Genomic DNA, 26171 nt, shown 5'->3' on the forward strand with positions numbered 1-26171 from the left:
TGCTCTGCGGAAGTCGCGCGGAAGTCGCACGGAGGACGGCCCGGGGGTGGCCGGTGGGCCGTCCGGGCATGGTGCGGGGCTCACCGGTATGAGTGACGACGATATTCACAAGCACCCGCTTGTCCACAGTTTTCCACCAAGATCCACATCATTTCCGTCTTCGCTGCACCGTGATTCCGAAGCGTCCGCTCGGGCCGAGTTCATGGCCGGGTTCAAGCCCGGTTCATGGCCGGTTCCGTTTGGCCGGCGCGCCCGGGCGGTTTCCGCCCGGGCTGTTCATACGGAGACCGGTTGCCCGGTTCTTCACACATTTGGGAATCGCGGGACCGCAGAGACTGCGCGACCCGCAGCGAAGGGGGATGAGAACCGTGACCGGAGCCGTCACACACGACCCGCCGCCCACGGCCGGAGGCCGGCCGGGCAAGCCGCTGATCGTCACCGAGGACGCGGCACTCCTCGACGACCTGCTGCGCCTGTGCGCCGCGGCGGGCGCCACACCCGAGGTGCACCCCTCGGTGCCCGCACGCCGCGGAAGCTGGGAGGCCGCGCCGCTCGTCCTGGTCGGCGACGACGCCGCACACCGGGTGCGCGGGGCCGCCCGCAGACGAGGCGTTGTCCTCGTCGGACGCGACCAGGACGACTCCGGGGTCTGGCGGCGCGCCGTCGAGATCGGCGCCGACCACGTGCTGATGCTGCCCGACGGCGAACAGTGGCTGGTCGACCGCATCGCCGACGTCGCCGAGGGCGTCGGCCGGCCCGCGCTCACCGTCGGCGTCATGGGCGGCCGCGGCGGTGCCGGAGCCTCCACACTCGCGTGCGCCCTCGCCGTCACCTCCGCGCGGGAGGGCCTGCGCACCCTGCTGGTGGACGCCGATCCGCTGGGCGGCGGACTCGACGTGCTGCTCGGCGGCGAGACCACCGAAGGGCTGCGCTGGCCGGCCTTCGCCGCCTCACGCGGCCGGGTCGGCGGCGGCGCCCTGGAGGAGTCGCTGCCCAAACTGCACTCCCTGCGCGTGCTGAGCTGGGACCGAGGCGACTGCGTCGCCGTCCCGCCCCAGGCCGTCCGCGCGGTGCTCGCCGCAGCGCGCCGCCGAGGGGGCACGGTCGTCGTCGACCTGCCCCGCCGGATCGACGACGGCGTCGCCGAGATCCTCGCCCAGCTCGATCTCGGGATCCTCGTGGTCCCCGCGGAGCTGCGCGCCGTCGCCGCCGCCGGACGGGTGGCGTCCGCCGCCGGCATGGTCCTGCGCGACCTGCGGGTGGCCGTCCGCGGCCCCTACGCGCCCGGCCTCGACGACCGCGAGGTGGCCAGGCTGCTCACCCTGCCCCTGGCCGGCGAGGTGCCCGTCGAGCCGGGACTGCACCGGGAGGACGGCGGCAGGACACCGCCGGGAGCCGCCGCACGCGGGCCCCTCGCCCGCTTCTGCAAGAACTTCTGGGAGCGGGCCCTGACCGAGGCGAGCGGCACATGAGCACACCGCCCGGACCCGAAGGGCTCCTGCTGGACGGCGTACGGCAGTGGCTCGCCGACAGCGGGGCCGAACCCACACCCGCGCGCGTGGCGCAGGCCCTGCGCGAACAGGGCCGCGTCCTCGGAGACGCCGAGGTGCTCGGCGCGGCGGAGCGGCTGCGCCGCGAACTGACCGGCAGCGGGCCCCTGGAGCCCCTGCTCACCGACCCGTCGGTCACCGACGTCCTGGTCTCGACCCCGGACCGGGTCTGGGTCGACCGGGGCGGCGGCCTCGAACTGACCACCGTCGCCTTCCCCGACGCGGCTGCCGTACGACGGCTCGCGCAGCGGCTGGCCGCGGTGGCGGGGCGGCGCCTGGACGACGCCCGGCCCTGGGTCGACGCCCGGCTGCCCGACGGGACCCGGCTGCACGCGGTGCTGCCGCCGGTCGCCGTCGGCTGCACCTGTCTGTCGCTGCGGGTGGTACGGCCGCGCGCGTTCACCCTCGACGAGCTGGTGGCCGCCGGCACGGTCCCGCCGGGCGGCGACGGGATCCTGCGGGCCCTGCTGCGGGCGCGGCTGTCCTTCCTGATCAGCGGTGGCACCGGCAGCGGCAAGACCACCCTGCTGAGCGCGCTGCTGGGGCTGGTCGGACCCCGGGAGCGGATCGTGCTCGCCGAGGACTCGTCGGAGCTGCGGCCGGACCATCCGCACGTGGTCCGGCTGGAGAGCAGACCGGCCAATCAGGAGGGCGCCGGGCTCGTCACGCTCGAGGACCTGGTGCGGCAGGCCCTGCGGATGCGACCGGACCGGCTCGTCGTGGGCGAGGTACGGGGCCGGGAGGTCGTGGATTTGCTGGCGGCGCTCAACACGGGCCACGAAGGCGGCTGCGGGACGGTCCACGCCAACACCGCCGCGGACGTTCCCGCGCGGTTGGAGGCGCTCGGCACGGCGGCCGGGCTCGACCGGGCCGCGCTGCACAGCCAGGTGGCCGCCGCCCTGTCGGTGGTCCTGCATCTCGTCCGGGATCCGGCGGGGCGGCGCCGGATCGCCGAGGTGGACGTGCTGGAGCGGGACCCGTCCGGGCTGGTGCGGACCGTGCCGGCGCTGCGCTGGCAGGCCGACGCCTTCGCCCACGAACGGGGCTGGCCGCGACTGCGGGAGCTGTTGCGGGGTGCGGGGAGCGGCGGGGCCGGCTGGAGCAGCCGACGTGGTGGGACCGAGGGGAGTGGAGAAGGCGATGAGCTGGACGGGTGACATTCCGACGGCGGCTGCCGTGGCCTGTGCCGGTGCGGCGGCGTGGATGCTGGGCGGGCCGTACTCCGGGGCCAGGCGTGCACAGTTGCTGCTGGCCGGGGGAGGAGTGGCCGGCGTCGGGCCCCCGGCCTGGCCAGAGCCGGCCCGGATGATGCGGTGGCTGCGCGACCGGTGGCGGCCCGAGTGGTGGGCGCCGGTCGTCGGGCTGGCCCTGGCGGTGCTGGGCGCCTCGGTGCTGCCGGTCCTCGCGGGGGCGGCCGGAGTGCCCCTGCTGCGGCGGGCGCTGCGGGCCGCCGAGGCACGGCGGGACGGGGAGCGGCGCGGGGACGCGGTGATCGCGTTGTGCGCGACGCTCGCCGGGGAGGTGCGCGCGGGACGGCAGCCCGGGGAGGCGTTGCAGCGAGCCGCTCGGGACACCGGCGGTCTTGGCGAGGCCCAGGCGGCGGTGCTGGCGGCGGCGCGGTTCGGAGAGGACGTCCCGCGGGCCCTTGCGGCGGCGGCGCGCCGACCGGGTGCCGAAGGGCTGCTGGGACTCGCGGCGTGCTGGCGGGTGGCCGTGGACAGGGGTGCCGGGCTCGCGGCCGGGCTCGACCGTCTCGAAGCCGCGTTGCGAGCCGAGCGCGACCAACGGGCTGACCTCAGCGCCCAGTTGGCGGGACCCAGGGCCACGGCGGTGCTGCTCGCCGGGCTGCCGGCCGTCGGCCTCCTCCTGGGCACGGCCCTCGGTGCCGACCCGCTGCACGTCCTGCTCCACACCGGCCTGGGGCTGGCCTGCCTGGCGGTCGGCGGGGCGCTGGAGGCGGCCGGGGTGTGGTGGGTGCTGTGGATCGTGCGGAAGGCGGAGGGGCGGGACGGTCGGGACGGGCGGGGTGAGCGAGACGGGCGAGGTGGGCCTGAGCGGCCCGCGGCGCGTGCGGTGACGGCCCGCGTGGGGCGGGCTGCGGCTGGGCGGGTGACGGCGAGGTGGGTGTCGTGAGCGGAGTCGATGTGGGTGGAGGCGGTGTGGGCGCGGAAGTTTTCCACAGGCTGGGGGTGACCTTGGGGGTCGTACTGCTCCTGGTGTGGTGTGTGCGGTGGCTGGAGACCGTCCGGCGGCGACGCAGGGCTCGGCGACGACTGGCCGGACTGCTGCCCTGGCTGCCGGCGGCGGCAAAGGACGCGGAGGCCGGGCGGCGGGTGCGTCGGGCGGCTGTGCGGCAGTGGCTGCCGGAGATCGCGGTGGCCGGCGCCGGGTGCGCGGTGGTCGGTGGCATCGGCGGCCTCGCGGTCGGGGCGATCGGCGCGCTGGCGTTGCGGCGGTGGCGTCGTGGGCGACGGCGGCCTGCGGAGCCCGTGAGTGCGGCCGACGCGCGGTTGGCGGCCCGTCAACTCCCCTTGGCCGCCGACCTGCTGGCCGCGTGCATCGCGGCGGGCGCCGGTCCCGTGATCGCGGCCCAGGCCGTGGGCGAGGCGCTCGGCGGTCCCGTCGGGGAGGCGTTGGAACGGGGTGCCGCCGAGGTGCGGCTCGGCGGTGAACCGGCCACCGCCTGGCGGAGGTTGGCCGCCACGCCCGGTGCCGCGGCGCTGGCCCGGCTGCTGGAGCGGGCCGGGGTCTCGGGGGTGCCCGCGGCCGGACCGGTCGCCCGGGTCGCGTCGGACGCCCGGGCCGACTGGACGCGCGCCGCGACGATCCGGGCCCGGCGGGCGGCCGTCATGGTCACCGCGCCGGTGGGGCTCTGCTTCCTGCCCGCCTTCATCGCGGTCGGCGTCGCACCCGTGGTGATCGGGCTCGCGGGCGGGGCGCTGGGTGGAGGGAGGTGAGCCGGATGCGGAGGTGAGCGGATTGTGGTGAGACGGCGCGCGGAGTGAGCGCGCAGGACCAGTGGTGACGAACAGACCGAGACCTCACGGGGGTTGAGATGTACAAGGCGGTACGGGCGCGGCTGCGCGCCCTGGTGTGCGGGAAACGACGTGGACGCGGGGACGGCGGAATGGTGACCTCCGAGTACGCGACCGGGATCGTGGCGGTGGTCGGCTTCGCCGTGCTCCTCTACCAGGTGCTGACGAGTGACAGCGTCAGGGCGCTGTTGGAGGACATCGTGAAGAAGGCGCTCAGTGGGCAGATGTGAGCGGGAACGCGAGCGAGCGTACGGGCGGCGTCGGTGGCGGGGCTCCGACGGGGGATTCGTGACGGCGGAGTCGGCGGTGGTGCTGCCGGTGCTGGTGGCGTTCACGCTGGCGCTGGTGTGGGGGCTGCTCGTCGTCGCTGCCCAGCTCCAGTGCGTGGACGCCGCCAGGACCGGCGCCCGGGCGGCGGCCCGGCAGGACCCTCCCGAAGCGGTCGTCGCACTGGTCCGCGAGGCGGCGCCGCGCGGGGCGAGCGTGACGGTGAGCCGGGAGGGGGACCAGGTCCGGGTGGTGGTCGTGGCACAGCCCGCGGTACTGCGCGGGCTGCCGTTCGAGGTACGGGAGGAGGCCGTGGCGGTGGCGGAGGACGCGGGGACCGCGGACGGGGCGTCGGCGGGCGATGAGGGAGTGACGGTGACCGAGGACGCGATGGTGGACGAGCCCGGGGCGGGGCCGTGAGGGCGGCCCGTGGTCGTGGGGACGAGGGCTCCGCCACCGTTCTGGGCCTCGCGGTGATCGCCGTGCTGTGTGTGGTGTTCGGGGCTCTGCTGGCGTACGGGCAGGCCGTGGTGATCCGGCACCGGGCGGCGGGCGGCGCGGATCTCGCGGCGCTCGCGGCGGCGGACCACTGGGCGGACGGCGAGCGGGACGCCTGCGCCCGGGCGGGTCGGGTGGCCCGGGCACAGGGGGTGCGGCTGGTGCGGTGCGCGATCGTGGGGGAGATCTCGGACGTGACGGCGGCGTCGGGGCAGGGTCCCTTCCGCGCCGAGGTCAGGTCTCGGGCGGGCCCTCCGGAGCCGGCACCGCCACCGCCACCCCTGTCGACGGGGTCCCCTCGGCAGCCTCCGCACCTGCCGCCGTCTCAGCCCCCGCACTCGTCGCCGTCTCAGCCTCCGCCCTCGCCGTCGCCCTCGCGGGAGCTGTCTGGGCCGCGCCGCGCCCAGTCGGAGGCACCTGGGGCCGGCCTTCCGCCGGAGGAGTGACGGGCACCCCGCGATCCACCACCGGGGACTCCGGTGCCTACGACCGGGACTTCAGACGCCCCCGGCGGAGAAGTCGGGCTTCCTGGCTCTCGCCCCGCCCCGCCCGCCGTCGCGGTCCCCGGCCACCCCGTCCACTCCTGCGGTTCCGGGCCGCCTTGTCCGCCGCCGCTGCCCCGAGCGGCCCCTCCGACCGCTACCGGCTCTGTGCTCGCCCCGCCGACCCCCACCGGCCCTGTGCCTCGCCCTGCCGACCGCTACCGGCCCTGTGCCTCGCCCGGCCGACCGCTACCGGCCCTGTGCCTCGCCCTGCCGACCGCTACCGGCTCCGTGTTCGCCCTGCCGACCGCTACCGGCTCCGTGTTCGCCCTGCCGACCGCTACCGGCTCTGTTCTCGCCCTGCCGACCGCTACCGGCCCTGTGCCTCGCCCCGCCAACCGCTACGGCCCCGTGCTCGCCCCGTCGGCAGTCGCCGTTCCCTGACCTGCCCCGTCACCAGTTGTGGCCTCCGGGTCGGCCACGTCCGTCGCTATGCCCTCTGGGCCGATCACGCCCACCGTTCTGCCGTCCGGCCCGGCACCCTCCGCCCCCATGGAGCCCAGGCCCGCCGAGTCCGCAGCAGCGGATCCCGGACCAGCCCCGTTCACTACTCCGGCCTCCTGCCCGTGCCCGTCATCACCGCCTTCCCGCTCCGGCGCCCCCCGCAGCAGCTCCGTAAGAAGCCGGACCGCCCCCCGCTTGTGGAGTGGCTCGTTGCCGTTGCCGCACTTGGGGGACTGGATGCAGGACGGGCAGCCGGCGTCGCATTCGCAGGAGGCGATGGCCTGGCGGGTGGCGGTCAGCCAGGCGCGGGCGGTGTGGAAGGCGCGCTCCGCGAAGCCCGCGCCGCCCGGATGGCCGTCGTAGACGAAGACCGTCGGGAGGAGGGTGTCGGGGTGCAGGGGGACCGACACGCCGCCGATGTCCCAGCGGTCGCAGGTCGCGAAGAGCGGGAGTAGGCCGATGGAGGCGTGTTCGGCGGCGTGCAGGGCGCCGCCGAGGATCTCGGGGTTGATGCGGGCTGCGTCGAGCTGGTCCTCGGTGACCGTCCACCACACCGCGCGGGTGCGCAGCGTACGAGGAGGGAGGTCGAGTTTCGACTCGCCGAGCACTTCGCCGGTGATGAGCCGCCGGCGCAGGAAGGAGACGACCTGGTTGGTGACCTCGACGGAGCCGTAGCAGAGCCGGCCGTCGCCCCAGGGGATCTCGACGTCCGTCTCCAGGACGGAGATGGCGGTGGTGTCGCGGGCGACCGTCGAGTAGGGCGGGCTTGCCTCCTCGACCAGGGCGACGGAGTCCTCCAGGTCCAGGGAGCGGACGAGATACGTGCGGCCCTGGTGGAGGTGGACGGCGCCCTCGTGGACGGCGGTGTGGGCGGAGCCGGCGTCGACCGTGCCGAGCAGTCGGCCCGTCCCCTCCTCGACGATCTGTACGGGCCGGCCGCCCTCGCCGCGGATGTCGGTGAGGTCGGCGGCGCGCTCGCGGCGGGTCCAGTGCCAGGCTTTCGTGCGGCGGCGCAGCAGCTTCGCGGCCTCCAGTTGCGGCAGCAGGGCCTCGGTCTCGGGGCCGAAGAGGGCCAGGTCCTCGTCGGTGAGCGGGAGTTCCGCGGCGGCCGCGCACAGGTGCGGGGCGAGGACGTAGGGGTTGTCGGGGTCGAGGACCGTCGATTCCACCGGGCGGTCGAACAGTGCCTCGGGATGGTGGACGAGGAAGGTGTCCAGCGGGTCGTCGCGGGCCACCAGGATCGCCAGGGCGCCCTGTCCGGCGCGGCCCGCCCGGCCGGCCTGCTGCCACAGGGACGCGCGGGTGCCCGGGTAGCCGGCGATCAGGACGGCGTCGAGGCCGGAGACGTCGATGCCGAGTTCCAGGGCGGTGGTGGCGGCAAGGCCGAGCAGCTCGCCGGAGTGGAGGGCCTGTTCGAGGGCGCGCCGTTCCTCGGGGAGGTAGCCGCCGCGATAGGCCGCGACACGCCGGGCCAGCGAGCGGTCGACCTTGGCGAGCCGCTCCTGGGCGATCACCGAGATCAGCTCGGCGCCGCGCCGGGAGCGTACGAAGGCGACCGTGCGCACGCCCTGCACGGCGAGGTCGGTGAGCAGGTCGGCGGTCTCGGCGGTGGCGGTACGCCGGACGGGCGCACCCTTCTCACCCTGGAGCTCGGTGAGCGGGGGCTCCCACAGGGCGAACACCAGTTCACCGCGGGGCGAGGCGTCGTCGGCGACCTCGACCACCGGGAGGCCGGTCAGACGGCCCGCTGCGGCCGCGGGGTCGGCGGCGGTCGCGGAGGCCAGCAGGAAGACCGGAGAGGAGCCGTAGCGGGCGCACAGGCGCCGCAGCCGGCGCAGCACCTGGGCGACGTGGGAGCCGAACACGCCGCGATAGGTGTGGCACTCGTCGATGACGACGTACTTCAGCGATTTCAGGAAGGAGGACCAGCGGGGGTGGGACGGCAGGATGCCGCGGTGCAGCATGTCCGGGTTGGTCAGGACGTAGTTGGCGTACTGGCGGATCCACTCGCGGTCCTCGACCGGCGTGTCGCCGTCGTAGACGGCCGGTCGCACCGCGTGGCCGAGCGGCCGGGAGAGTTCCTTCACCGCGCGGCGCTGGTCGGCCGCGAGGGCCTTGGTGGGGGCGAGGTAGAGGGCGGTGGCGCCACGGCCGTTCGGGGCCTCGGAGCCGTCCAGGAGGGTGGAGAGCACCGGCACGAGGTACGCCAGGGACTTGCCGGACGCGGTGCCGGTGGCGACGACGACGCTGTCGCCGTCCAGGGCGTGCTCGGCGGCCAGTGCCTGGTGGGCCCAGGGGTGCTCGATGCCGCAGGCCTGCACCGCCGCGACGACCTCGGACCGAATCCGGTCCGGCCAGACGGCATGGCGACCCGCGCGCGGGGGCAAGTGCTCCGTATGAGTGATGCGCGATGTCCGGCTCGGGCCCGGGGCGAGCCGGTCCAGGAGCGCGCCCGGTGACAGCCGGGACGCGGGCTGTGCCGAGGATCGATCGGATCGGTGATTCTTGGCCATCGGCACCGAGTGTGTCACTGGCGTGACGGACAATGGGGCCAAGGCGTCGTGCACGCCTGCCGGTAAGTGATTGAATGCCATCGCGGCTGGCGAACCGTCCCGGGGGCTCCTGCCCAGGTTTCCCGAGGGGCGACCGCTCGATAGCAAGGTGCTGGAGGATCCGTGGACCTGTCCCTGTCGACCCGTACCGTCGGCGATCGTACGGTCGTCGAGGTCGGTGGCGAAATCGACGTATATACCGCGCCCAAGCTGCGCGAGCAGCTCGTTGAGCTGGTGAACGACGGGAATTTCCACCTCGTCGTCGACATGGAGGGCGTGGACTTCCTCGACTCCACCGGGCTCGGCGTGCTGGTCGGTGGCCTGAAGCGGGTGCGTGCCCATGAGGGCTCGCTCCGCCTGGTGTGCAACCAGGAGCGCATTCTGAAGATCTTCCGCATCACCGGTCTGACCAAGGTGTTCCCGATTCACACCTCGGTCGACGAAGCGGTCGCTGCCACCGACTGAGACCACCCCGTGCCGGGCCCTCGGGCCCGGCCGGCGGTCGAACGAAGGTCGAACAACAAGGGGGCCCGGGCTTCGGCGTCCCGGCCCCCCGACAGCACGCCCGTAGTTCCGAGGGGGACGCATGGCCACCGTTGAACTCCGCTTCAGCGCGCTGCCCGAGCACGTCAGGACCGCCCGACTGGTGGCGGCGGCGGTGGCGCGCAGGGCCGGGGTGGACGAGGCCGTTCTCGACGAGGTGCGGCTCGCCGTGGGCGAGGCGTGTACACGGGCCGTCGGCCTGCACCAGAGCGGTGGCATCACCGCCCCCGTGAAGGTGGCGCTCATCGAGGAGGAGAAGCAGTTCTCCATCGAGGTGGGCGACGAAGCGCCCCGTGTGGCTCCCGGTGACCGGGTGCCCGGCTCCGGCGTGGACGACACGGACGTCGAGGAGGACGAGATGGGCCTCGCGGTCATCAGCGGCCTCGTGGACGACGTGGAGGTCAGCGCCGGGGAACACGGCGGGCTCATCCGTATGACCTGGCCGAGGACACCCCTGGCCGTGACACCGGCCTGAGCCGACCGGCACGACAGACTCACCCGAAGGGCCCCACTCCGGTGGGGCCCTTCGGCATGCGCGCCCCGGGGTGTCCGTGCCTACAGTGGTTCCCAGGAAATGAATCATGGAACAGCGCATTCGTGAAGCAATTCACGAATGCGTTTCGGCCGACGTATTCGATCAATGCTTTCAAGGCATTACTCGACACAAAGGCGAATTCCGTTTACCGCCCACTGTTTTGATCAGGTTCCGGTACCTACAATCCGTCCACATCTTGAGCTCAGCCCAAGCGTCAAGGAGGACGAATGGCGGGGCTTTCTCTCACCCCTCAACTGCTGGACCACTCCACCACCCTCGCGGCCGAGGTACGTCTGACCGACGGCAACCGTCTGCTCGTGGTGGTCTTCGTGGTCGTCGCCCTGGCCGCGCTCGCCGTAGCGGGCGTCCTGCTGCGCCAGGTGCTCACGGCCGGCGAGGGCACCGACCGCATGAAGGAGATCGCGGGAGCCATCCAGGAAGGCGCCAACGCCTATCTGGCGCGGCAGTTGCGCACGCTCGGCGTATTCGCCGTCGTCGTGTTCTTCCTGCTCATGCTGCTGCCCGCGGACGACTGGAATCAGCGCATCGGACGATCGGTGTTCTTCTTGATCGGAGCGGCGTTCTCGGCGGCCACCGGCTACATCGGTATGTGGCTCGCCGTGCGCAGCAATGTGCGGGTCGCCGCGGCGGCCCGTGAAGCCACTCCGGCGGAAGGCGAACCGGAAAAGGATCTCACCGCCGTCTCGCACAAAGCGATGAAGATCGCTTTCCGTACGGGCGGTGTCGTCGGCATGTTCACGGTGGGGCTCGGCCTGCTGGGCGCCTCCTGTGTGGTGCTGGTGTACGCGGCGGACGCGCCGAAGGTGCTGGAGGGCTTCGGTCTCGGCGCGGCGCTCATCGCGATGTTCATGAGGGTCGGCGGCGGCATCTTCACCAAGGCCGCCGACGTCGGCGCCGACCTGGTCGGCAAGGTCGAGCAGGGCATTCCGGAGGACGATCCGCGCAATGCCGCGACCATTGCCGACAACGTGGGCGACAACGTCGGCGACTGCGCGGGCATGGCGGCCGACCTCTTCGAGTCGTACGCCGTGACGCTGGTTGCCGCGCTGATCCTCGGCAAGGTCGCCTTCGGGGACGCCGGGCTGGCCTTCCCGCTGCTGGTGCCCGCCATCGGGGTGCTCACCGCGATGATCGGCATCTTCGCGGTCGCGCCCCGCCGCACCGACCGCAGCGGCATGTCGGCGATCAACCGGGGCTTCTTCGTCTCGGCGGTGATCTCGCTCGCCCTGGTGGCCGTGGCCGTGTTCGTCTACCTCCCGGGCTCCTACGCGGACCTCGACGGGGTCACCGACGCGGCGATCTCGGGCAAGGGCGGCGACCCGCGCGTCCTCGCGCTGGTCGCGGTGGCGATCGGCATCCTCCTGGCCGCCGTCATCCAGCAGCTCACCGGGTACTTCACCGAGACCACCCGCCGCCCGGTCCGCGACATCGGCAAGTCGTCGCTGACCGGCCCCGCCACCGTCGTCCTGGCCGGTGTCTCCATCGGACTGGAATCGGCCGTCTACACCGCCCTGCTGATCGGTCTGGGTGTGTACGGGGCGTTCCTGCTCGGCGGTACGTCGATCATGCTGGCGCTGTTCGCGGTGGCGCTGGCCGGCACCGGCCTGCTCACCACGGTCGGTGTGATCGTCGCGATGGACACCTTCGGGCCGGTCTCCGACAACGCGCAGGGCATCGCCGAGATGTCCGGTGACGTCGAGGGCACGGGCGCGCAGGTGCTCACCGACCTCGACGCCGTCGGCAACACCACCAAGGCCATCACCAAGGGCATCGCGATCGCCACGGCCGTCCTCGCGGCGGCGGCGCTCTTCGGGTCGTACCGCGACGCGATCACCACGGGCGCGCAGGACGTCGGGGAGAAACTCTCCGGCGACGGCGCGCCGATGAGCCTGATGATGGACATCTCGCAGCCCAACAACCTCGTCGGGCTGATCGCCGGGGCGGCGGTCGTCTTCCTCTTCTCGGGGCTGGCGATCAACGCGGTGTCGCGGTCGGCGGGTTCGGTGGTGTACGAGGTGCGGCGGCAGTTCCGCGAGCACCCCGGGATCATGGACTACAGCGAGAAACCCGAGTACGGCAGGGTCGTCGACATCTGTACGCGCGACGCTCTGCGGGAGCTGGCGACCCCCGGTCTGCTCGCCGTCATGGCGCCGATCTTCATCGGGTTCACGCTCGGCGTCGGCCCGCTGGGCGCGTATCTCGCGGGCGCGATCGGGGCGGGCACCCTGATGGCGGTGTTCCTCGCCAACTCCGGCGGCGCGTGGGACAACGCCAAGAAACTGGTCGAGGACGGCCACCACGGCGGCAAGGGCAGCGAGGCGCACGCGGCGACGGTGATCGGCGACACGGTCGGCGACCCCTTCAAGGACACCGCGGGCCCGGCGATCAACCCGCTGCTCAAGGTCATGAACCTGGTGGCGCTGCTCATCGCGCCCGCCGTGATCAAGTTCAGCTACGGCGAGGACAAGAGCATCGGCGTACGGATCGTGATCGCCGTGCTCGCGCTGGTGGTGATCGTGGGCGCTGTCTACGTCTCCAAGCGGCGCGGCATCGCCATGGGCGACGAGGACGACGCCGACTCCTCGCCCAAGTCGGCCGATCCGGCGGTGGTTTCGTAGCGGCCGACGGAGGAGTCCCTGACAAGAGGCGGGCGGGCGGCGCGTGTTGACGCGCCGCCCGCCCGTCGTCGTGTCCGGGTGCGGGCCGTGAGCCTTCTCTCCCCTGTCGTAAATACTCATGAAAGTACGCAGATCAGACATCCCTTCTGGGGGTGTCGTCCGGTTGGCGTGTATGTTCCGGGGCCGAGGGCCATGGAAGGGACCAAACCGGTGAACAAGAAGCTCGCTGCCGCACTGTCCGGCGGTGCGGTACTGGTACTGGCGCTGACCGGATGCAGCGACGAGAAGGACAACAAGGAGCTGGACGCCTGGGCCGAGCAGGTCTGCAAGACCGTGCCCGCCCAGCAGGCGAAGATCACGGCCGCCTACGACGCGCTGGCCAACGTCGCCAAGGACGGCAAGCCGGAGGAGCTCCAGAAGACCGACTCCGAGGCGTTCCAGAACCTCTCCGACGGGTTCAAGGCGCGTGCGACCGCCCTCGGCTCGGCCGGCGCCCCTCCCGGCGTGGAGGGCGCGGAGAAGAAGCACAAGGACGCCGTCGACAAGCTCACACTGCTGTCCGACTCCTACGCCGACCTGAAGAAGCAGGTCGACGCGCTCGACACGAAGGACCAGGCGAAGTTCGCCTCCGGCCTGGACGACGTCTCCGAGCAGATGAAGAAGGTGTCGCAGCAGTACGAGAGCGCGGTCGCCTCGCTCCAGAGCCTGGAGGAGGGCGACGTCAAGGAGGCCGTGGCCAAGCAGCCGGGCTGCAAGAAGGCCGCCGCGTCGGCGTCGTCCGCCAATAGCTGAGACCGGCGCGGGACGCACGGCGCGCGGCGGTGGGCGCGGGACACAATGGGTGGCGTGAGTAACGCCACCCTGCCGCCCCCGCCGCCCCTGCCCTCCGCCGACCGCCCCGACGTCGCCGCGCGCCTGCGCGAGGCGCTCCTCGCCGCCTCCTTCACCGCCGACGGGCTGCTCGAACTGCTCGGCGCCCCCGCCTACGCGGCACTGGCCCGCAGCGAGACCGTGCCCGCGCTCCGGGCCACGCGCGGGGAGACCCCCCTGGAGACGCTCGCCCGTCTCTTCCTGCTCCAGCAGCCCGTGCCGCACGCGCGCGTGGAGAAGGTGCTGCCCGTACGCGCGTGCGTGGAGAGCGGCTGGCTGGTCCCCGTCGGCGCCGACGAGGTCGCCGCGACCGTGGACGTACGGCCGTACGGCGGGCCGGACGGCGAGGACTGGTTCATCGTCTCCGACCTCGGATGCGCCGTCGGCGGCGCCGGTGGCATCGGCGGCGGGGACGGCCCGGCGGACACCGCCGTCGTCCTGGGCGTGGGCGGCGCCTCCATGACCCTCGCCGGCATCACCGTCCGTACGCCCGTCGCCGCCGCCCTCGACCTCGGCACCGGCTCCGGCATCCAGGCGCTGCACGCCGCCCGGCACGCCACGCGCGTGACGGCCACCGACCTCAACCCGCGCGCGCTGCACATCACCGCGCTCACCCTCGCCCTGTCCGGCGCCCCCGCCGCGGATCTGCGCGAGGGCTCCCTCTTCGAACCGGTCAAGGACGACGAGACGTACGACCTGATCGTCTCGAACCCGCCGTTCGTGATCTCGCCCGGCGCCCGCCTCACCTATCGCGACGGCGGCATGGCCGGGGACGATCTGTGCCGCTCGCTCGTTCAGGGAGCGGGGGAACGGCTGAACGAGGGCGGGTTCGCGCAGTTCCTCGCCAACTGGCAGCACGTGGAAGGGGAAGACTGGCAGGAGAGGCTCAGGTCATGGGTGCCGCGGGGCTGCGACGCGTGGATCGTGCAGCGCGAGGTGCAGGACATCACGCAGTACGCCGAGCTGTGGCTGAGGGACGCCGGTGACCACCGCGGCGACCAGGCCACGTACCAGGCGCGCTACGACGCGTGGCTGGACGAGTTCGAGGCGCGCAAGGTGAAGGCCGTCGGCTTCGGCTGGATCACCCTGCGCAGGACGGCCGCCGCCGAACCCGTCGTCACCGTGGAGGAGTGGCCGCACCCGGTCGAACAGCCGCTCGGCGACACCGTCCGGGCACACTTCGAACGGCTCGACTATCTGCGGGCGAACGACGACGCCGCCCTGCTCGCCGCGCACTTCCGGCTGGCCGGCGAGGTCGTGCAGGAGCAGGTCGGGCTGCCCGGCGCCGAGGACCCGGAGCACGTCGTGCTGCGCCAGAACCGCGGCATGCGCCGGGCCACCAAGGTGGACACGGTCGGCGCGGGCTTCGCCGGCGTCTGCGACGGCACGCTGAGCGCGGGCCGCATCCTGGACGCCATCGCCCAGCTCGTCGGCGAGGACCCGGTGCTGCTGCGCGACCGCACCCCGGCGCAGATCCGGCTGCTGGTGGGACAGGGGTTCCTGGAACCCGTGGGGTGAGTGATCGGAAACGCATGGGGTGAGTGATCGGAAACCCGTGGGCTGAGTGATCGGAATCGATCGAGCCATCGGTGAGAGCGAAGACGAAGTCGACCGGAAAAGGCCCCCCGCCGGGTCCCGCCCCCGTCCGTAGCCCTCCCGTTCACCTCGGGTTCGCCGGGGCGCCGCACGCGCGTGTCAGCCTCCCCTGGCTGGGGCATGCGCGGGCGGCGGAACAAAGGGGCGGGCGATCATGGAGAGCGGGCCGGCGATCTTCGCGGGAATGGTGTTCGCCCTGTTCGGAGGCGCGCTGCTGCTGTGGACCGCGGTCCGCGTGCGGCAGCGGCAGCCCGTCGCCCAGGGTGTGAGCACCGTCGCGTCCGTGACCCTCGCGACACTCACCGCCGTCGTGGCGCTGGCCCTCGGCGTCTGGTGCCTCACCCGCCCCTGAGGGGCAAGGCGCGCGCGGTTCGCACATCACTTCGAACCCGGCGCGCACATGATCTCGCCGATCGCTGTTCGACCCGCGTGAGCGCGGGCATGCCGGTAAAGGAGAGGACGCGTTCCGGTCCGACGGAAATCGACCGGTCGGCAGTCCGGGCGGCAGGAATGGCGGTAGTCGGGTTACCGTTCGAGTGGCCGTTGCGGGCTTTTCCCGTTTGACACGGGGGCGGGATGTACCGTCACACTCCGCAGCGTCACCCGACCCGACCCCGGGATCAAGAGCCCGGGGAGGCCCCAGCCTCGACCGGAGAGAAGAGCGAAGTTGTCCCCGACCAGCGAGACCGCGAAGGGCGGCCGCCGACTCGTCATCGTCGAGTCGCCTGCCAAGGCGAAGACGATCAAGGGTTACCTCGGCCCCGGCTACATCGTCGAGGCCAGCGTCGGGCACATCCGCGACCTTCCCAACGGCGCCGCGGAGGTGCCGGAGAAGTACACCGGCGAGGTCCGCCGCCTCGGTGTCGACGTCGAGCACGACTTCCAGCCGATCTACGTGGTCAACGCGGACAAGCGGGCCCAGGTCAAGAAGCTCAAGGACCTGCTCAAGGAGTCCGACGAGCTCTTCCTCGCGACGGACGAGGACCGGGAGGGCGAGGCGATCGCCTGGCACCTCCAGGAGGTCCTCAAGCCGAAGATCCCCGTCAAGCGGATGGTCTTCCACGAGATCACCAAGGACGCGATCCGGGCCGCCGTGGCCAACCCGCGCCAGCTCAACCAGCTCCTCGTCGACGCCCAGGAGACCCGCCGCATCCTCGACCGCCTCTACGGCTACGAGGTCTCGCCGGTCCTGTGGAAGAAGGTCATGCCGCGGCTGTCGGCCGGCCGGGTCCAGTCCGTCGCCACCCGGCTCGTCGTCGAGCGGGAACGCGAGCGCATCGCCTTTCGTTCTGCCGAGTACTGGGACCTGACGGGCACCTTCGGCACCGGCCGCGCCGGGGACGCGTCGGACCCGTCGTCGCTGGTCGCCCGCCTCCAGACGGTCGACGGCAGGCGGGTCGCGCAGGGCCGCGACTTCGACTCCCTGGGACAACTGAAGAGCGCGAACACCCTCCACCTCGACGAGGCGAACGCCCGCGCCCTCGCCGCCGCCCTGGAGAACACCCGCTTCTCCGTCCGGTCCGTCGAGTCCAAGCCGTACCGCCGCTCGCCGTACGCCCCGTTCCGTACGACGACGCTCCAGCAGGAGGCCAGCCGCAAGCTCGGCTTCGGGGCGAAGGCCACCATGCAGGTCGCCCAGAAGCTGTACGAGAACGGCTACATCACCTACATGCGTACCGACTCCACCACGCTGAGCGACACCGCCGTGTCCGCCGCGCGGGCCCAGGTCACGCAGTTGTACGGCGCCGACTACCTGCCGCCGCAGCCGCGCACGTACGCCGGGAAGGTCAAGAACGCGCAGGAGGCGCACGAGGCGATCCGCCCCTCGGGTGATCGTTTCCGCACCCCCGCCGAGACCGGCCTGACCGGCGACCAGTTCAAGCTGTACGAACTGATCTGGAAGCGGACCGTCGCCTCCCAGATGAAGGACGCCACCGGCAACAGCGTGACGGTCAAGATCGGTGGAACCGCCGCCGACGGCCGGGACGTCGAGTTCAGCGCCTCCGGCAAGACGATCACCTTCCATGGCTTCCTGAAGGCGTACGTCGAGGGCGCCGACGACCCGAACGCCGAGCTGGACGACCGCGAGCGCCGTCTGCCCCAGGTCACCGAGGGCGACGCGCTCAGCGCCGACGAGATCACGGTCGACGGGCACGCCACCAAGCCCCCGGCCCGCTACACCGAGGCCAGCCTCGTCAAGGAGCTGGAGGAGCGCGAGATCGGCCGCCCGTCGACGTACGCGTCGATCATCGGCACGATCCTCGACCGCGGCTACGTCTTCAAGAAGGGCACCGCGCTCGTCCCGTCCTTCCTCTCCTTCGCCGTGGTCAACCTCCTGGAGAAGCACTTCGGGCGGCTCGTCGACTACGACTTCACCGCCAAGATGGAGGACGACCTCGACCGCATCGCCCGCGGTGAGGCCCAGGCCGTGCCGTGGCTGAAGCGCTTCTACTTCGGTGACGTCGAGGGAGCCGACACGGGCGGCGCCGCCGACGCCGGCAACGGCGACGGGGACCACCTCGGCGGCCTCAAGGAACTGGTGACCGACCTGGGCGCGATCGACGCGCGCGAGGTGTCGTCGTTCCCCGTGGGCAACGGCATCGTGCTGCGGGTCGGCCGCTACGGCCCGTACATCGAGCGCGGCGAGAAGGACGCGGAGGGCCACCAGCGCGCCGACATCCCCGAGGACCTGGCGCCCGACGAACTGTCCGTCGAGCTGGCCGAGGAACTCCTCGCCAAGCCGAGCGGCGACTTCGAACTGGGCACCGACCCGGCCAGCGGCCACCCGGTCATCGCCCGCGCCGGCCGGTACGGCCCGTACGTCACCGAGGTGCTCCCCGAGGGCACCCCCAAGACCGGCAAGAACGCCGTCAAGCCGCGCACGGCCTCGCTGTTCAAGTCGATGTCGCTGGACACGGTCACGCTGGAGGACGCCCTCAAGCTGATGTCGCTGCCGCGTGTCGTCGGCACCGACGCCGAGGGCCAGGAGATCACCGCGCAGAACGGCCGCTACGGCCCGTACCTGAAGAAGGGGACGGACTCCCGCTCCCTGCAGACCGAGGACCAGCTCTTCACGATCACCCTCGAAGAGGCGCTGGCGATCTACGCCCAGCCCAAGCAGCGCGGCCGCGCCGCCGCCAAGCCGCCGCTGAAGGAACTGGGCACCGACCCGGTCAGCGAGAAGCCGGTCGTCGTCAAGGACGGCCGCTTCGGGCCGTACGTCACCGACGGGGAGACCAACGCGACCCTGCGCTCCGGCGACAGCGTCGAGGACATCACCCCCGAACGCGGTTACGAACTGCTCGCCGAGAAGCGGGCCAAGGGCCCCGCCAAGAAGACGGCGAAGAAGGCACCCGCGAAGAAGACGACGGCCAAGAAGACCACGGCCAAGAAGGCGGCCCCGGCGAAGAAGACGGCCGCCAAGAAGACCACGGCGAAGAAGACGACGACGGCCGCGAAGACCACCGCGGCCGCGAAAAAGACGACGGCGTCCGCCCCGCAGGAGGACTGACCCCGGCCCTTCGGGTCACCGTCACCGTTTCTCCACTTCTCTGCCCTCCGCTTCTCCACGGCCGGTCCACGAAACGACCGCCCCGGCATCACTTTGGTGTCGGGGCGGTCGTACGTGCGGACGGACGCCCCGAGCTGTCAGTCGCTGCCGATAGGCTGAAAGCATGACGCGAGCCGAGCAGCCAACGGCCCACCACCCGGCCCCGGACGACGCCCTGGTGGCCGACTCCCGCGAGCGCGCCGTGCGCGCCCTGTTGCGCGAGCCCCAGCTCAAGCGGCTGTGGAGCGCCCAGTTGGTGGGGGGTGTGGCGGACACCCTGGCCCTGCTGGTGTTCGTCTTCCTCGCCCTCCAGGCGGCCATCGTGGAGGGCGCCTTCGGGAGCGGCTACCGGGGCGTGGCGTTCGCCGTGGCGTCCGTCTTCGCCGTACGGATCCTCGCCACCCTCCTCTTCGGCGCCGTCCTCCTCGGCCCGCTCAGCTCGCTCACCTCACCCGACGGGCCGCTCGACCGGCGCTGGACCATGGTCGGCGCCGACGGTGTGCGCGCCGCGCTGCTGATCGTCGCGCCCCTGTGGATCGACTGGACGCCGGACGACGCGCTGGCCCTGCTGCTGGTCACCGTCTTCGTGACCGGTGTCGCCGAGCGGTTCTGGACCGTCGCCCGCGAGAGCGCCGCCCCCGCGCTGCTGCCCGCCCCGCCCCTGGAGGGCGCGACGGTACGGCCGCTGCCGGACCACCTGGACGCCCTGCGCCGGCTCGCCGTGCGCACCGGCTTCGTGGCGATCCCGCTCGGCGCGGCCGTGCTGGTCGGGGCCTCGCTGGTCAACAACCTGCTGGGCGCCGGCATCGACTGGTTCGCCCAGCACCAGGCGGCCCTCGCCTCGTACGTCGCCGGGGGGCTCTTCGCCGGGTCCCTGTCGGTCGTGGTCTTCCTGGAGCTGCCCTCGACGCGCACCCCGCGCGCGCGGTCCCCGCTTGAGGGCCTGCGCCGGCCCCGTACGGCCACCGGTGTCGACGCCGGCCGCACCGGCGCCGTCCCGCTGCTGGTCCTCTCCTGCGCGGCCGTCGCCGCCGCGATCGCGGCCGCCGTCGCCGTGGCCGTCCTGCACGCCACGTACCTGGGCGGCGGCCCGGTGCTGTACGGCCTGTTCGTGCTCGGCCTCACCGGCGGAGTCGTCGTCGGCGTACGGACGGCACCCAAGGTGCTGGTGTCGCTGTCGCGGCGCCGCCTGCTCGCCCTGGCCATCGCCTTCACCGGCATCGCCCTGCTCGCCGCCGGGCTGGTCCCGGACGTCACCAGCGTGCTGCTGATCACCACCCTGGCCGGCGTCGGCGCGGGCGTCGCCGCCAACACCGGGCACGCCCTGCTCGACCAGGAGACCGAGGACCACCGCCGCGCCCGGACCACCGAGCATCTGCACGCGGTCGTCCGGGTCTCCGTGGCGCTGGCCGCGCTGATCGCCCCGCTGGTCGCGGCGCTGATCGGCCCGCACCGCCTGGAGAACGGCAAGTTCGTGTTCGCGCACGGCGGCGCCGCGTTCACCCTGATGCTGGTCGGCGCGCTGCTGCTGCCGGTGGCCGCGCTGGTGCTGGCCAAGGTCGACGACCGTTCCGGCGTCCCTCTGCGCCAGGACCTGCGGGACGCGCTGCTCGGCGGCGACGACCCGGTGCAGGCGCCCGCCCCCACCGGCTTCTTCATCGCCCTGGAGGGCGGCGACGGCGCCGGCAAGTCCACCCAGGCCGAGGCGCTCGCCGAGTGGATCCGCGCCAAGGGCCACGAGGTCGTCCTCACGCGCGAGCCGGGGGCCACCCCCGTGGGCAAGCGGCTGCGCTCGATCCTGCTGGACGTGTCGTCCGCGGGCCTCTCGCACCGCGCGGAGGCGCTGCTGTACGCGGCGGACCGCGCGGAGCACGTCGACACCGTCGTCCGGCCCGCCCTGGAGCGCGGCGCGGTCGTGATCACCGACCGGTACATCGACTCGTCCGTGGCCTACCAGGGCGCGGGCCGTGACCTCTCCCCGACCGAGATCGCCCGGATCTCCCGCTGGGCGACCGACGGCCTGGTGCCGCATCTGACGGTGCTGCTCGACGTCTCCCCGGAGACCGCCCGCGAGCGGTTCACGGAGGCGCCCGACCGTCTGGAGTCGGAGCCGGCGGAGTTCCACACGCGTGTGCGCTCCGGTTTCCTCACCCTCGCCGCCGCCGACCCCGGCCGCTACCTGGTGGTCGACGCGGGCCAGCAGCCCGAGGCCGTCACCACCGTCGTACGCGCCCGGCTCGACCGGATGCTGCCGCTGTCCGAGGCCGAGATCGCGGCCCAGGAGGAGGCGCGCCGCAAGGCCGAGGAGGAGGCCCGGCGCAAGGCCGAGGAAGAGGCCGCGCGCAAGGCCGAGGAGGAGCGCCTGGAGCGCGAGCGCGAGGAGCAGCTCGCCAAGCTGCGCGCCGAGGAGGAGGAGCGCAAGCGGCGCGAGCTGGAGGAGGCGCAGCGGCGCGAGGCCGAGCGCCAGGCCGAGGAGGCCCGCCTGCGCGCGGAGGAGGCCCAGCGGCGTGCGGAGGAGGAGCGCAAGCGGCTCCTCGCCGAGGAGAAGGCGCGCGCCGAGGAGGAGGCCCGCCGCAAGGCGGAGGAGGAGCGGCGCCGCAGGCAGGCCGAGGAGGAGGCCCGGCTGCGGGCCGAGGCCGAGACGCGCCGCCTGGAGAAGCAGCGCAAGGCCGAGGAGGCCCTGCTGCGGGCCGAGGAGGCACGCCGTGCGGCGGAGCAGGCCGCGGCCGCGGCGCAGGCCGGCCCCCGTAAGCCGCCGCCCGCGCCGCAGGAGGCCGTGACCGTGCCCACTCCGGTCGTGTCGCCGGCCAATGCGCCGGGTGGCTCCGGCGCTCCGGGTGGCTCCGGCTCGGTGGAGGACACCGCGAAGCTGCCCCGGGTCCGCCCGGGCAGGAACGCGGCGGACAGCGCGCCCGCGCGGGCCCGCCTGGAGAAGGACCCGGAGCCCACGCAGGCCGAGGTGACGACCGAGCTGCCGGTGCCTCCGGCGGGGGCCGCGGACGAGACGGCGGTCCTGCCGCCCGTGCCTCCGGCGGGCGCGGCGGACGAGACGGCGGTGCTGCCGCCGGTCCGTGACCAGCGCGCCGCGGACGAGACCGCGGTCCTGCCTCCGGTACGGGGGGACGGTCCCGCGGACCGGGTGCCCACGGGGTTCTTCCGTGACGAGCGCGACGAGCGGGCGGAGGCCGGGCCGGGTGCCGGTCCCGACGGGTCCGAGGGCAGCACGCGTGAGCTGCCGCAGGTCGACGAGGAAGGCGCGCCCCGCAGACGGCCGCGCCCCGACTGGGCCGAGGAGACCCCGCTGGACGACCTGCCGTCCCTCGCGGACGAACTGCTGGGCCCGCACCGGGACGACGACGATCTGGACGAGGGCCGGGACGGCGGCGGCAGGGGGCGCGGCGGCCGACGGCGCTGAGTGCTCCCGGCCGGGGGGTCGGTGAGGCCGACCGCGGTCGACGGGGCGGACCGCGTTGTCAGTGGCGGCCCGCACAATGGAAGCGACCACCACGACCGGCCGGGTGTCCGGGTGTCCGGCGCCGGCGCGGAGGCATGACGCAAGGACGACGTGCCGTAAGGACGACGTGCTGCAAGGACGACGTGCCGCTACGGCGATGTGACGGAAGGACGGCGTGACCCATGACCGTGTGGGACGACCTCGTCGGGCAGGAGAAGGTCAGCGGCCAGCTCGCCGCCGCGGCCCGTGACGCCGACGCGCTCGTCACCGCGGTCACCACCGGCGCCCCGCCGCCCGAGGCGTCGAAGATGACCCATGCCTGGCTGTTCACCGGACCGCCCGGCGCCGGCCGGACCCAGGTGGCGCGGGCGTTCGCCGCCGCGTTGCAGTGCGTCAGCCCGGACCGCGCGCTCGGCGGCGCCCCCGGCTGCGGCTTCTGCGACGGCTGCCACACGGCACTCATCGGCACCCACGCCGATGTCACCACCGTGGCCGCCGTGGGCTCGCAGATCCTCGCCGAGGACATGCGCGACACGGTCCGCAAGTCCTACACCTCGCCGGCCACGGGCCGCTGGCAGGTCATCCTCGTCGAGGACGCCGAGCGGCTGAACGAGAAGTCGGCCAACGCCGTCCTGAAGGCGGTCGAGGAGCCGGCCCCGCGGACGGTCTGGCTGCTCTGCGCCCCCTCCCTGGAGGACGTGCTGCCCACGATCCGCTCCCGCTGCCGTCACCTGAACCTGCGCACGCCGTCCGTCGAGGCCGTCGCCGACCTGCTCGTACGGCGCGAGGGCATCGAGCCGGCCGTCGCCGAGGCCGCCGCCCGCGCCACCCAGGGGCATGTGGACCGGGCCCGCCGCCTGGCCACCGACCCGGCCGCGCGCGAGCGCCGCGCCGCCGTGCTGAAGCTGCCGCTGCGCGTCGAGGACGTCGGCGGCTGCCTCAAGGCCGCGCAGGAACTGGTCGACGCGGCGGCGGAGGACGCCAAGGTGCTCGCCGAGGAGATGGACGGCAAGGAGACCGAGGAACTGAAGGCGGCTCTAGGTGCGGCTCAGGGCGGCCGGATGCCGCGCGGAACGGCGGGCGTGATGAAGGACCTGGAGGACAAGCAGAAGCGCCGTCGCACCCGCACCCAGCGCGACAGCCTCGACCTCGCGCTCACCGACCTCACCGGCTTCTACCGCGACGTCCTCGCCCTCCAGCTCGGCTCCCGCGTCGCGATCGCCAACGGGGACGCGGAGGACGCCCTGGAGCGGCTCGCCCGCGGCAGCTCCCCGGAGTCCACCCTGCGCCGTATCGAGGCGATCGCCGCGTGCAGAGACGCCCTCGACCGGAACGTGGCGCCGCTGCTGGCGGTGGAGGCGATGACGATGGCGCTGAGAGCGGGCTGAGTCCCGCCCGGGCGGGGGTACCCGCTCCGGGACGTTGACGCCGTCACTCGTCCGTGCCACTTCGCGCACGTACGGCGTTCATCCGGTCGCGCAGAGTTACGCTCGCGGCATGCACACCAGGCGCTCACCCGGCAGGTCCCCGCGCAGCTCCCTCGTCGCCGTCACGCTGCTCTCCGTCGCGGCGCTGCTGGTCCCGGCCTGCTCCCCCTCCCGGGACACGACGAGTCCGGCGGGCTCGGCGGCCCGGGCGGAGCTGGCCGCGCTGCCGAAGGCGACGCCGTCGGCGCTGACGTCGTACTACGGGCAGAAGCTGGACTGGCGCTCCTGCGGCGTCCCCGGTTTCCAGTGCGCCACGATGAAGGCGCCGCTCGACTACGCCGACCCGGCCAAGGGCGACGTCCGCCTCGCCGTCGCCCGCAAGAAGGCCACCGGGCCGGGCAAGCGGCTGGGCTCCCTGCTGGTGAACCCGGGCGGCCCCGGCGGCTCGGCGGTCGGCTACCTCCAGGGGTACGCGGGGATCGGCTACCCGGCCGAGGTCCGCGCGCGGTACGACATGGTCGCCGTGGACCCGCGCGGCGTGGCCCGCAGCGAGCCCGTGCTCTGTCTCGACGGCCGCGCGATGGACGCGTACACGCAGACCGACGTGACCCCCGACGACCAGCGGGAGACCGGAAAGCTGGTCGACGCGTACCAGAAGTTCGCGGAGAGCTGCGGCGCGCGGTCCGCCCGGCTGCTGCGGCACGTCTCGACCGTCGAGGCGGCCCGCGACATGGACGTGCTGCGCGGGGTGCTGGGGGACCGGCGGCTGACGTACGTGGGCGCGTCGTACGGGACGCTGCTCGGCGCGACGTACGCCGGACTGTTCCCGGAGCGGGTGGGCCGGCTGGTCCTGGACGGCGCGATGGACCCTTCGCTGTCCGCCCGCCGGCTGAGCCTGGACCAGACGGCGGGCTTCGAGACGGCGTTCCGGTCCTTCGCCAAGGACTGCGCGCGCAGCGCCGGCTGCCCGCTCGGCAAGGAGGAGGCCGAGGTCGGCCGCAACCTCAAGGCGTTCTTCCGCCGCCTCGACGCCCGCCCCGTCCCCACCGGCGACCCGTCCGGCCGCCCGCTCGGCGAGGCGCTCGCCACCACCGGCGTGATCGCGGCGATGTACGACGAGAGCTCCTGGGAGCAGCTCCGTGACGCGCTGACCGCGGCGATCGAGGAGAACGACGGCTCCGGCCTGCTCGCCCTGTCCGACAGCTACTACGAACGCGACGGCGACGGCCGCTACGCCAATCTGATGGCCGCCAACGCCGCCGTGAACTGCCTCGACCTCCCGTCCGCCTTCTCGGGCCCCGAGGACGTACGGCGGGCGCTGCCGTCCTTCGAGAAGGCGTCCCCGGTCTTCGGCGAGGGCCTCGCCTGGGCCTCCCTGAACTGCACGTACTGGCCGGTCGCGGCCACGGGCGAGCCGCGCCGCATCGAGGCGAAGGGCGCCGCGCCGATCGTCGTCGTCGGCACCACCCGCGACCCGGCGACCCCCTACCGCTGGGCCCAGGCCCTCTCCGGCCAGCTCGCCTCGGCCCGCCTCCTCACCTACGTCGGCGACGGCCACACCGCCTACGGCCGCGGCAGCTCCTGCATCGACTCCACGATCGACACCTACCTCCTGACCGGCACACCCCCACCCTCCGGCAAGCGCTGCCGCTGACCCAGGGGGTGGTCCGAGCCCCTCCAGAAACTGTGTAGACTTACCGACGTTGCTGACCACACCATGGTCCGCAGCGCGCCGCCTTAGCTCAGATGGCCAGAGCAACGCACTCGTAATGCGTAGGTCTCGGGTTCGAATCCCGAAGGCGGCTCCATCTCTGACACAGCGGTTTCCTTCGGGGGGCCGCTGCCGTCGTTCCGTCCTGGTTGCGGCCAGTTGCCGTTGCCGCCCTGGCAGCCGCTCATCCGGCCTTGCCCCGCTTGCCGCGACGCAGTGGGATCGGATTTGTTTCGTGAGTGCAGGTCGGCCCGAGGGTGAATTCGAATACGGTTTGGGCTGATTTTGGGCTACTGCGAGGAGATGGCCGGGGCGGCACCGTTGGCAGAGCCTGCAGGCAAGAGCGAGCCATTGATTTGATGGATAGTCGTGACGAACCGGTAGGTATTGCCGGTATCGGCTTGATCGTCGGCATCGGGGTACGACCGGGAGTGGCGAACTCGCGCGGAACGTGAGTGTGTCGAATCGGCGACATGGCGAGAATTCTCAATCCATTTGATTGGTAGCGAGAGAAACGTGAATCAGGTGGAAGTTGTCGAGCTGGCGGGGCGTGGCCCGACCGATATGAGCGTCGCGGGGCTTGTCGTCTGCGCAGTGCTGCTTCCGCTGGGGGTCTCGGTGGGGAGCAACATCGCGCAGGCTGCCGATCGCGTGCATGCGCTCCTTGCGGTCGTCCTGCCGGGCCCCGTGGAGAGGGAGTCGTCGAGGTCGCTTCGCTTTGCCGGTTGGGTCATCGCGTTCCTGTCCTTCGTGGGAATGGTTGTTGAAATTCGGTCGGGCGTAACCTGAGTCACCCGCGGAAACAGTGGTCAAGTGCGGGCACCTGAAGACGGAGGCGATGTGTTTCATTTCGTGTGGGCCGCGCTCGTATCGGCTCTTGGTGCACTGATCGCCTGCGATTACCGCAACCTGGCCATCCGGGTATACGACGCAATCGGGACGATCGCGCCGGGAGGGC

Annotated in this window: 18 protein-coding genes, 1 tRNA gene and 1 pseudogene; 19 read left to right on the forward strand and 1 reads right to left on the reverse strand. The window is 72.9% G+C overall.

Annotated elements, in window-relative coordinates; genetic code table 11:
• Positions 1-359: 359 nt before the first annotated feature.
• The 7 genes and pseudogenes from ssd to AFM16_RS21520 all read left to right on the forward strand — a co-directional run.
• Positions 360-1472: a septum site-determining protein Ssd gene (ssd, locus tag AFM16_RS21490; RefSeq protein ID WP_030795900.1), complete on the forward strand. Its 1113-nt coding sequence runs from the start codon at positions 360-362 to the stop codon at positions 1470-1472.
• The gene (locus AFM16_RS21495) at positions 1469-2707 is read left to right on the forward strand and encodes a TadA family conjugal transfer-associated ATPase (protein WP_078634315.1); all 1239 of its coding nucleotides are present in this window, start codon (positions 1469-1471) and stop codon (positions 2705-2707) included. Before ssd ends, AFM16_RS21495 begins: the two co-directional genes overlap by 4 nt.
• Positions 2691-3683: a type II secretion system F family protein gene (locus tag AFM16_RS21500; protein WP_078634316.1), complete on the forward strand. Its 993-nt coding sequence runs from the start codon at positions 2691-2693 to the stop codon at positions 3681-3683. Before AFM16_RS21495 ends, AFM16_RS21500 begins: the two co-directional genes overlap by 17 nt.
• Before the next feature lie 26 nt (positions 3684-3709).
• Positions 3710-4507, forward strand: coding sequence for a type II secretion system F family protein (locus tag AFM16_RS21505; protein ID WP_078634317.1), 798 nt, complete (start codon positions 3710-3712; stop codon positions 4505-4507).
• 98 nt (positions 4508-4605) lie between these two features.
• Positions 4606-4815: a DUF4244 domain-containing protein gene (locus AFM16_RS21510; protein WP_078634318.1), complete on the forward strand. Its 210-nt coding sequence runs from the start codon at positions 4606-4608 to the stop codon at positions 4813-4815.
• A gap of 58 nt (positions 4816-4873) precedes the next feature.
• A complete protein-coding gene (locus tag AFM16_RS21515) occupies positions 4874-5272 on the forward strand; it encodes a TadE family type IV pilus minor pilin (RefSeq protein WP_078634319.1) in 399 nt (132 codons plus the stop codon).
• Positions 5269-5631 (forward strand): annotated as a pseudogene (locus AFM16_RS21520) (Rv3654c family TadE-like protein); the annotation flags it as partial. The gene AFM16_RS21515 and the pseudogene AFM16_RS21520, both read left to right, overlap by 4 nt.
• Before the next feature lie 602 nt (positions 5632-6233).
• On the opposite strand, the gene AFM16_RS21525 reads toward AFM16_RS21520, so the two are convergent.
• The gene (locus tag AFM16_RS21525; RefSeq protein ID WP_078634321.1) at positions 6234-8930 is read right to left on the reverse strand and encodes a DEAD/DEAH box helicase; all 2697 of its coding nucleotides are present in this window, start codon (positions 8928-8930) and stop codon (positions 6234-6236) included.
• An 81-nt stretch (positions 8931-9011) separates the two neighbouring features.
• Here AFM16_RS21525 and bldG point away from each other — a divergent pair, with 81 nt between their 5' ends.
• The 12 genes from bldG (at position 9012) to AFM16_RS21585 (ending at position 26002) form a co-directional block, all read left to right on the forward strand.
• A complete protein-coding gene (bldG, locus tag AFM16_RS21530) occupies positions 9012-9353 on the forward strand; it encodes an anti-sigma factor antagonist BldG (RefSeq protein ID WP_009189842.1) in 342 nt (113 codons plus the stop codon).
• A gap of 121 nt (positions 9354-9474) precedes the next feature.
• Positions 9475-9906 (forward strand): ATP-binding protein, encoded by a 432-nt coding sequence (locus tag AFM16_RS21535; RefSeq protein ID WP_078634322.1) that lies wholly within the window; start codon positions 9475-9477, stop codon positions 9904-9906.
• 287 nt (positions 9907-10193) lie between these two features.
• Positions 10194-12605, forward strand: coding sequence for a sodium-translocating pyrophosphatase (locus tag AFM16_RS21540; protein WP_078634323.1), 2412 nt, complete (start codon positions 10194-10196; stop codon positions 12603-12605).
• A 192-nt stretch (positions 12606-12797) separates the two neighbouring features.
• On the forward strand, positions 12798-13397 hold the full coding sequence (locus tag AFM16_RS21545; RefSeq protein ID WP_030795890.1) for a hypothetical protein: 600 nt from the start codon (positions 12798-12800) through the stop codon (positions 13395-13397).
• A gap of 45 nt (positions 13398-13442) precedes the next feature.
• Positions 13443-14993, forward strand: a complete 1551-nt coding sequence (locus AFM16_RS21550) for a DUF7059 domain-containing protein (protein ID WP_078634324.1) — start codon at positions 13443-13445, stop codon at positions 14991-14993.
• 232 nt (positions 14994-15225) lie between these two features.
• Positions 15226-15423, forward strand: coding sequence for a hypothetical protein (locus AFM16_RS21555; protein WP_030795888.1), 198 nt, complete (start codon positions 15226-15228; stop codon positions 15421-15423).
• Positions 15424-15738: 315 nt separating this feature from the next.
• A complete protein-coding gene (topA, locus tag AFM16_RS21560) occupies positions 15739-18582 on the forward strand; it encodes a type I DNA topoisomerase (protein ID WP_078634325.1) in 2844 nt (947 codons plus the stop codon).
• Positions 18583-18745: 163 nt separating this feature from the next.
• Positions 18746-22036, forward strand: coding sequence for a dTMP kinase (gene tmk, locus AFM16_RS21565; RefSeq protein ID WP_078634326.1), 3291 nt, complete (start codon positions 18746-18748; stop codon positions 22034-22036).
• Between the two features lie 221 nt (positions 22037-22257).
• Positions 22258-23463, forward strand: coding sequence for a DNA polymerase III subunit delta' (locus AFM16_RS21570; RefSeq protein ID WP_078634327.1), 1206 nt, complete (start codon positions 22258-22260; stop codon positions 23461-23463).
• Positions 23464-23572: 109 nt separating this feature from the next.
• Positions 23573-25156, forward strand: coding sequence for an alpha/beta hydrolase (locus AFM16_RS21575; protein ID WP_078634328.1), 1584 nt, complete (start codon positions 23573-23575; stop codon positions 25154-25156).
• Between the two features lie 77 nt (positions 25157-25233).
• A tRNA-Thr gene (locus tag AFM16_RS21580) sits at positions 25234-25310 on the forward strand.
• 419 nt (positions 25311-25729) lie between these two features.
• Positions 25730-26002: a hypothetical protein gene (locus AFM16_RS21585; RefSeq protein WP_143648417.1), complete on the forward strand. Its 273-nt coding sequence runs from the start codon at positions 25730-25732 to the stop codon at positions 26000-26002.
• Positions 26003-26171: the final 169 nt, after the last annotated feature.

Source organism: Streptomyces antibioticus (genome assembly GCF_002019855.1).
Taxonomy (GTDB): domain Bacteria; phylum Actinomycetota; class Actinomycetes; order Streptomycetales; family Streptomycetaceae; genus Streptomyces; species Streptomyces antibioticus_B.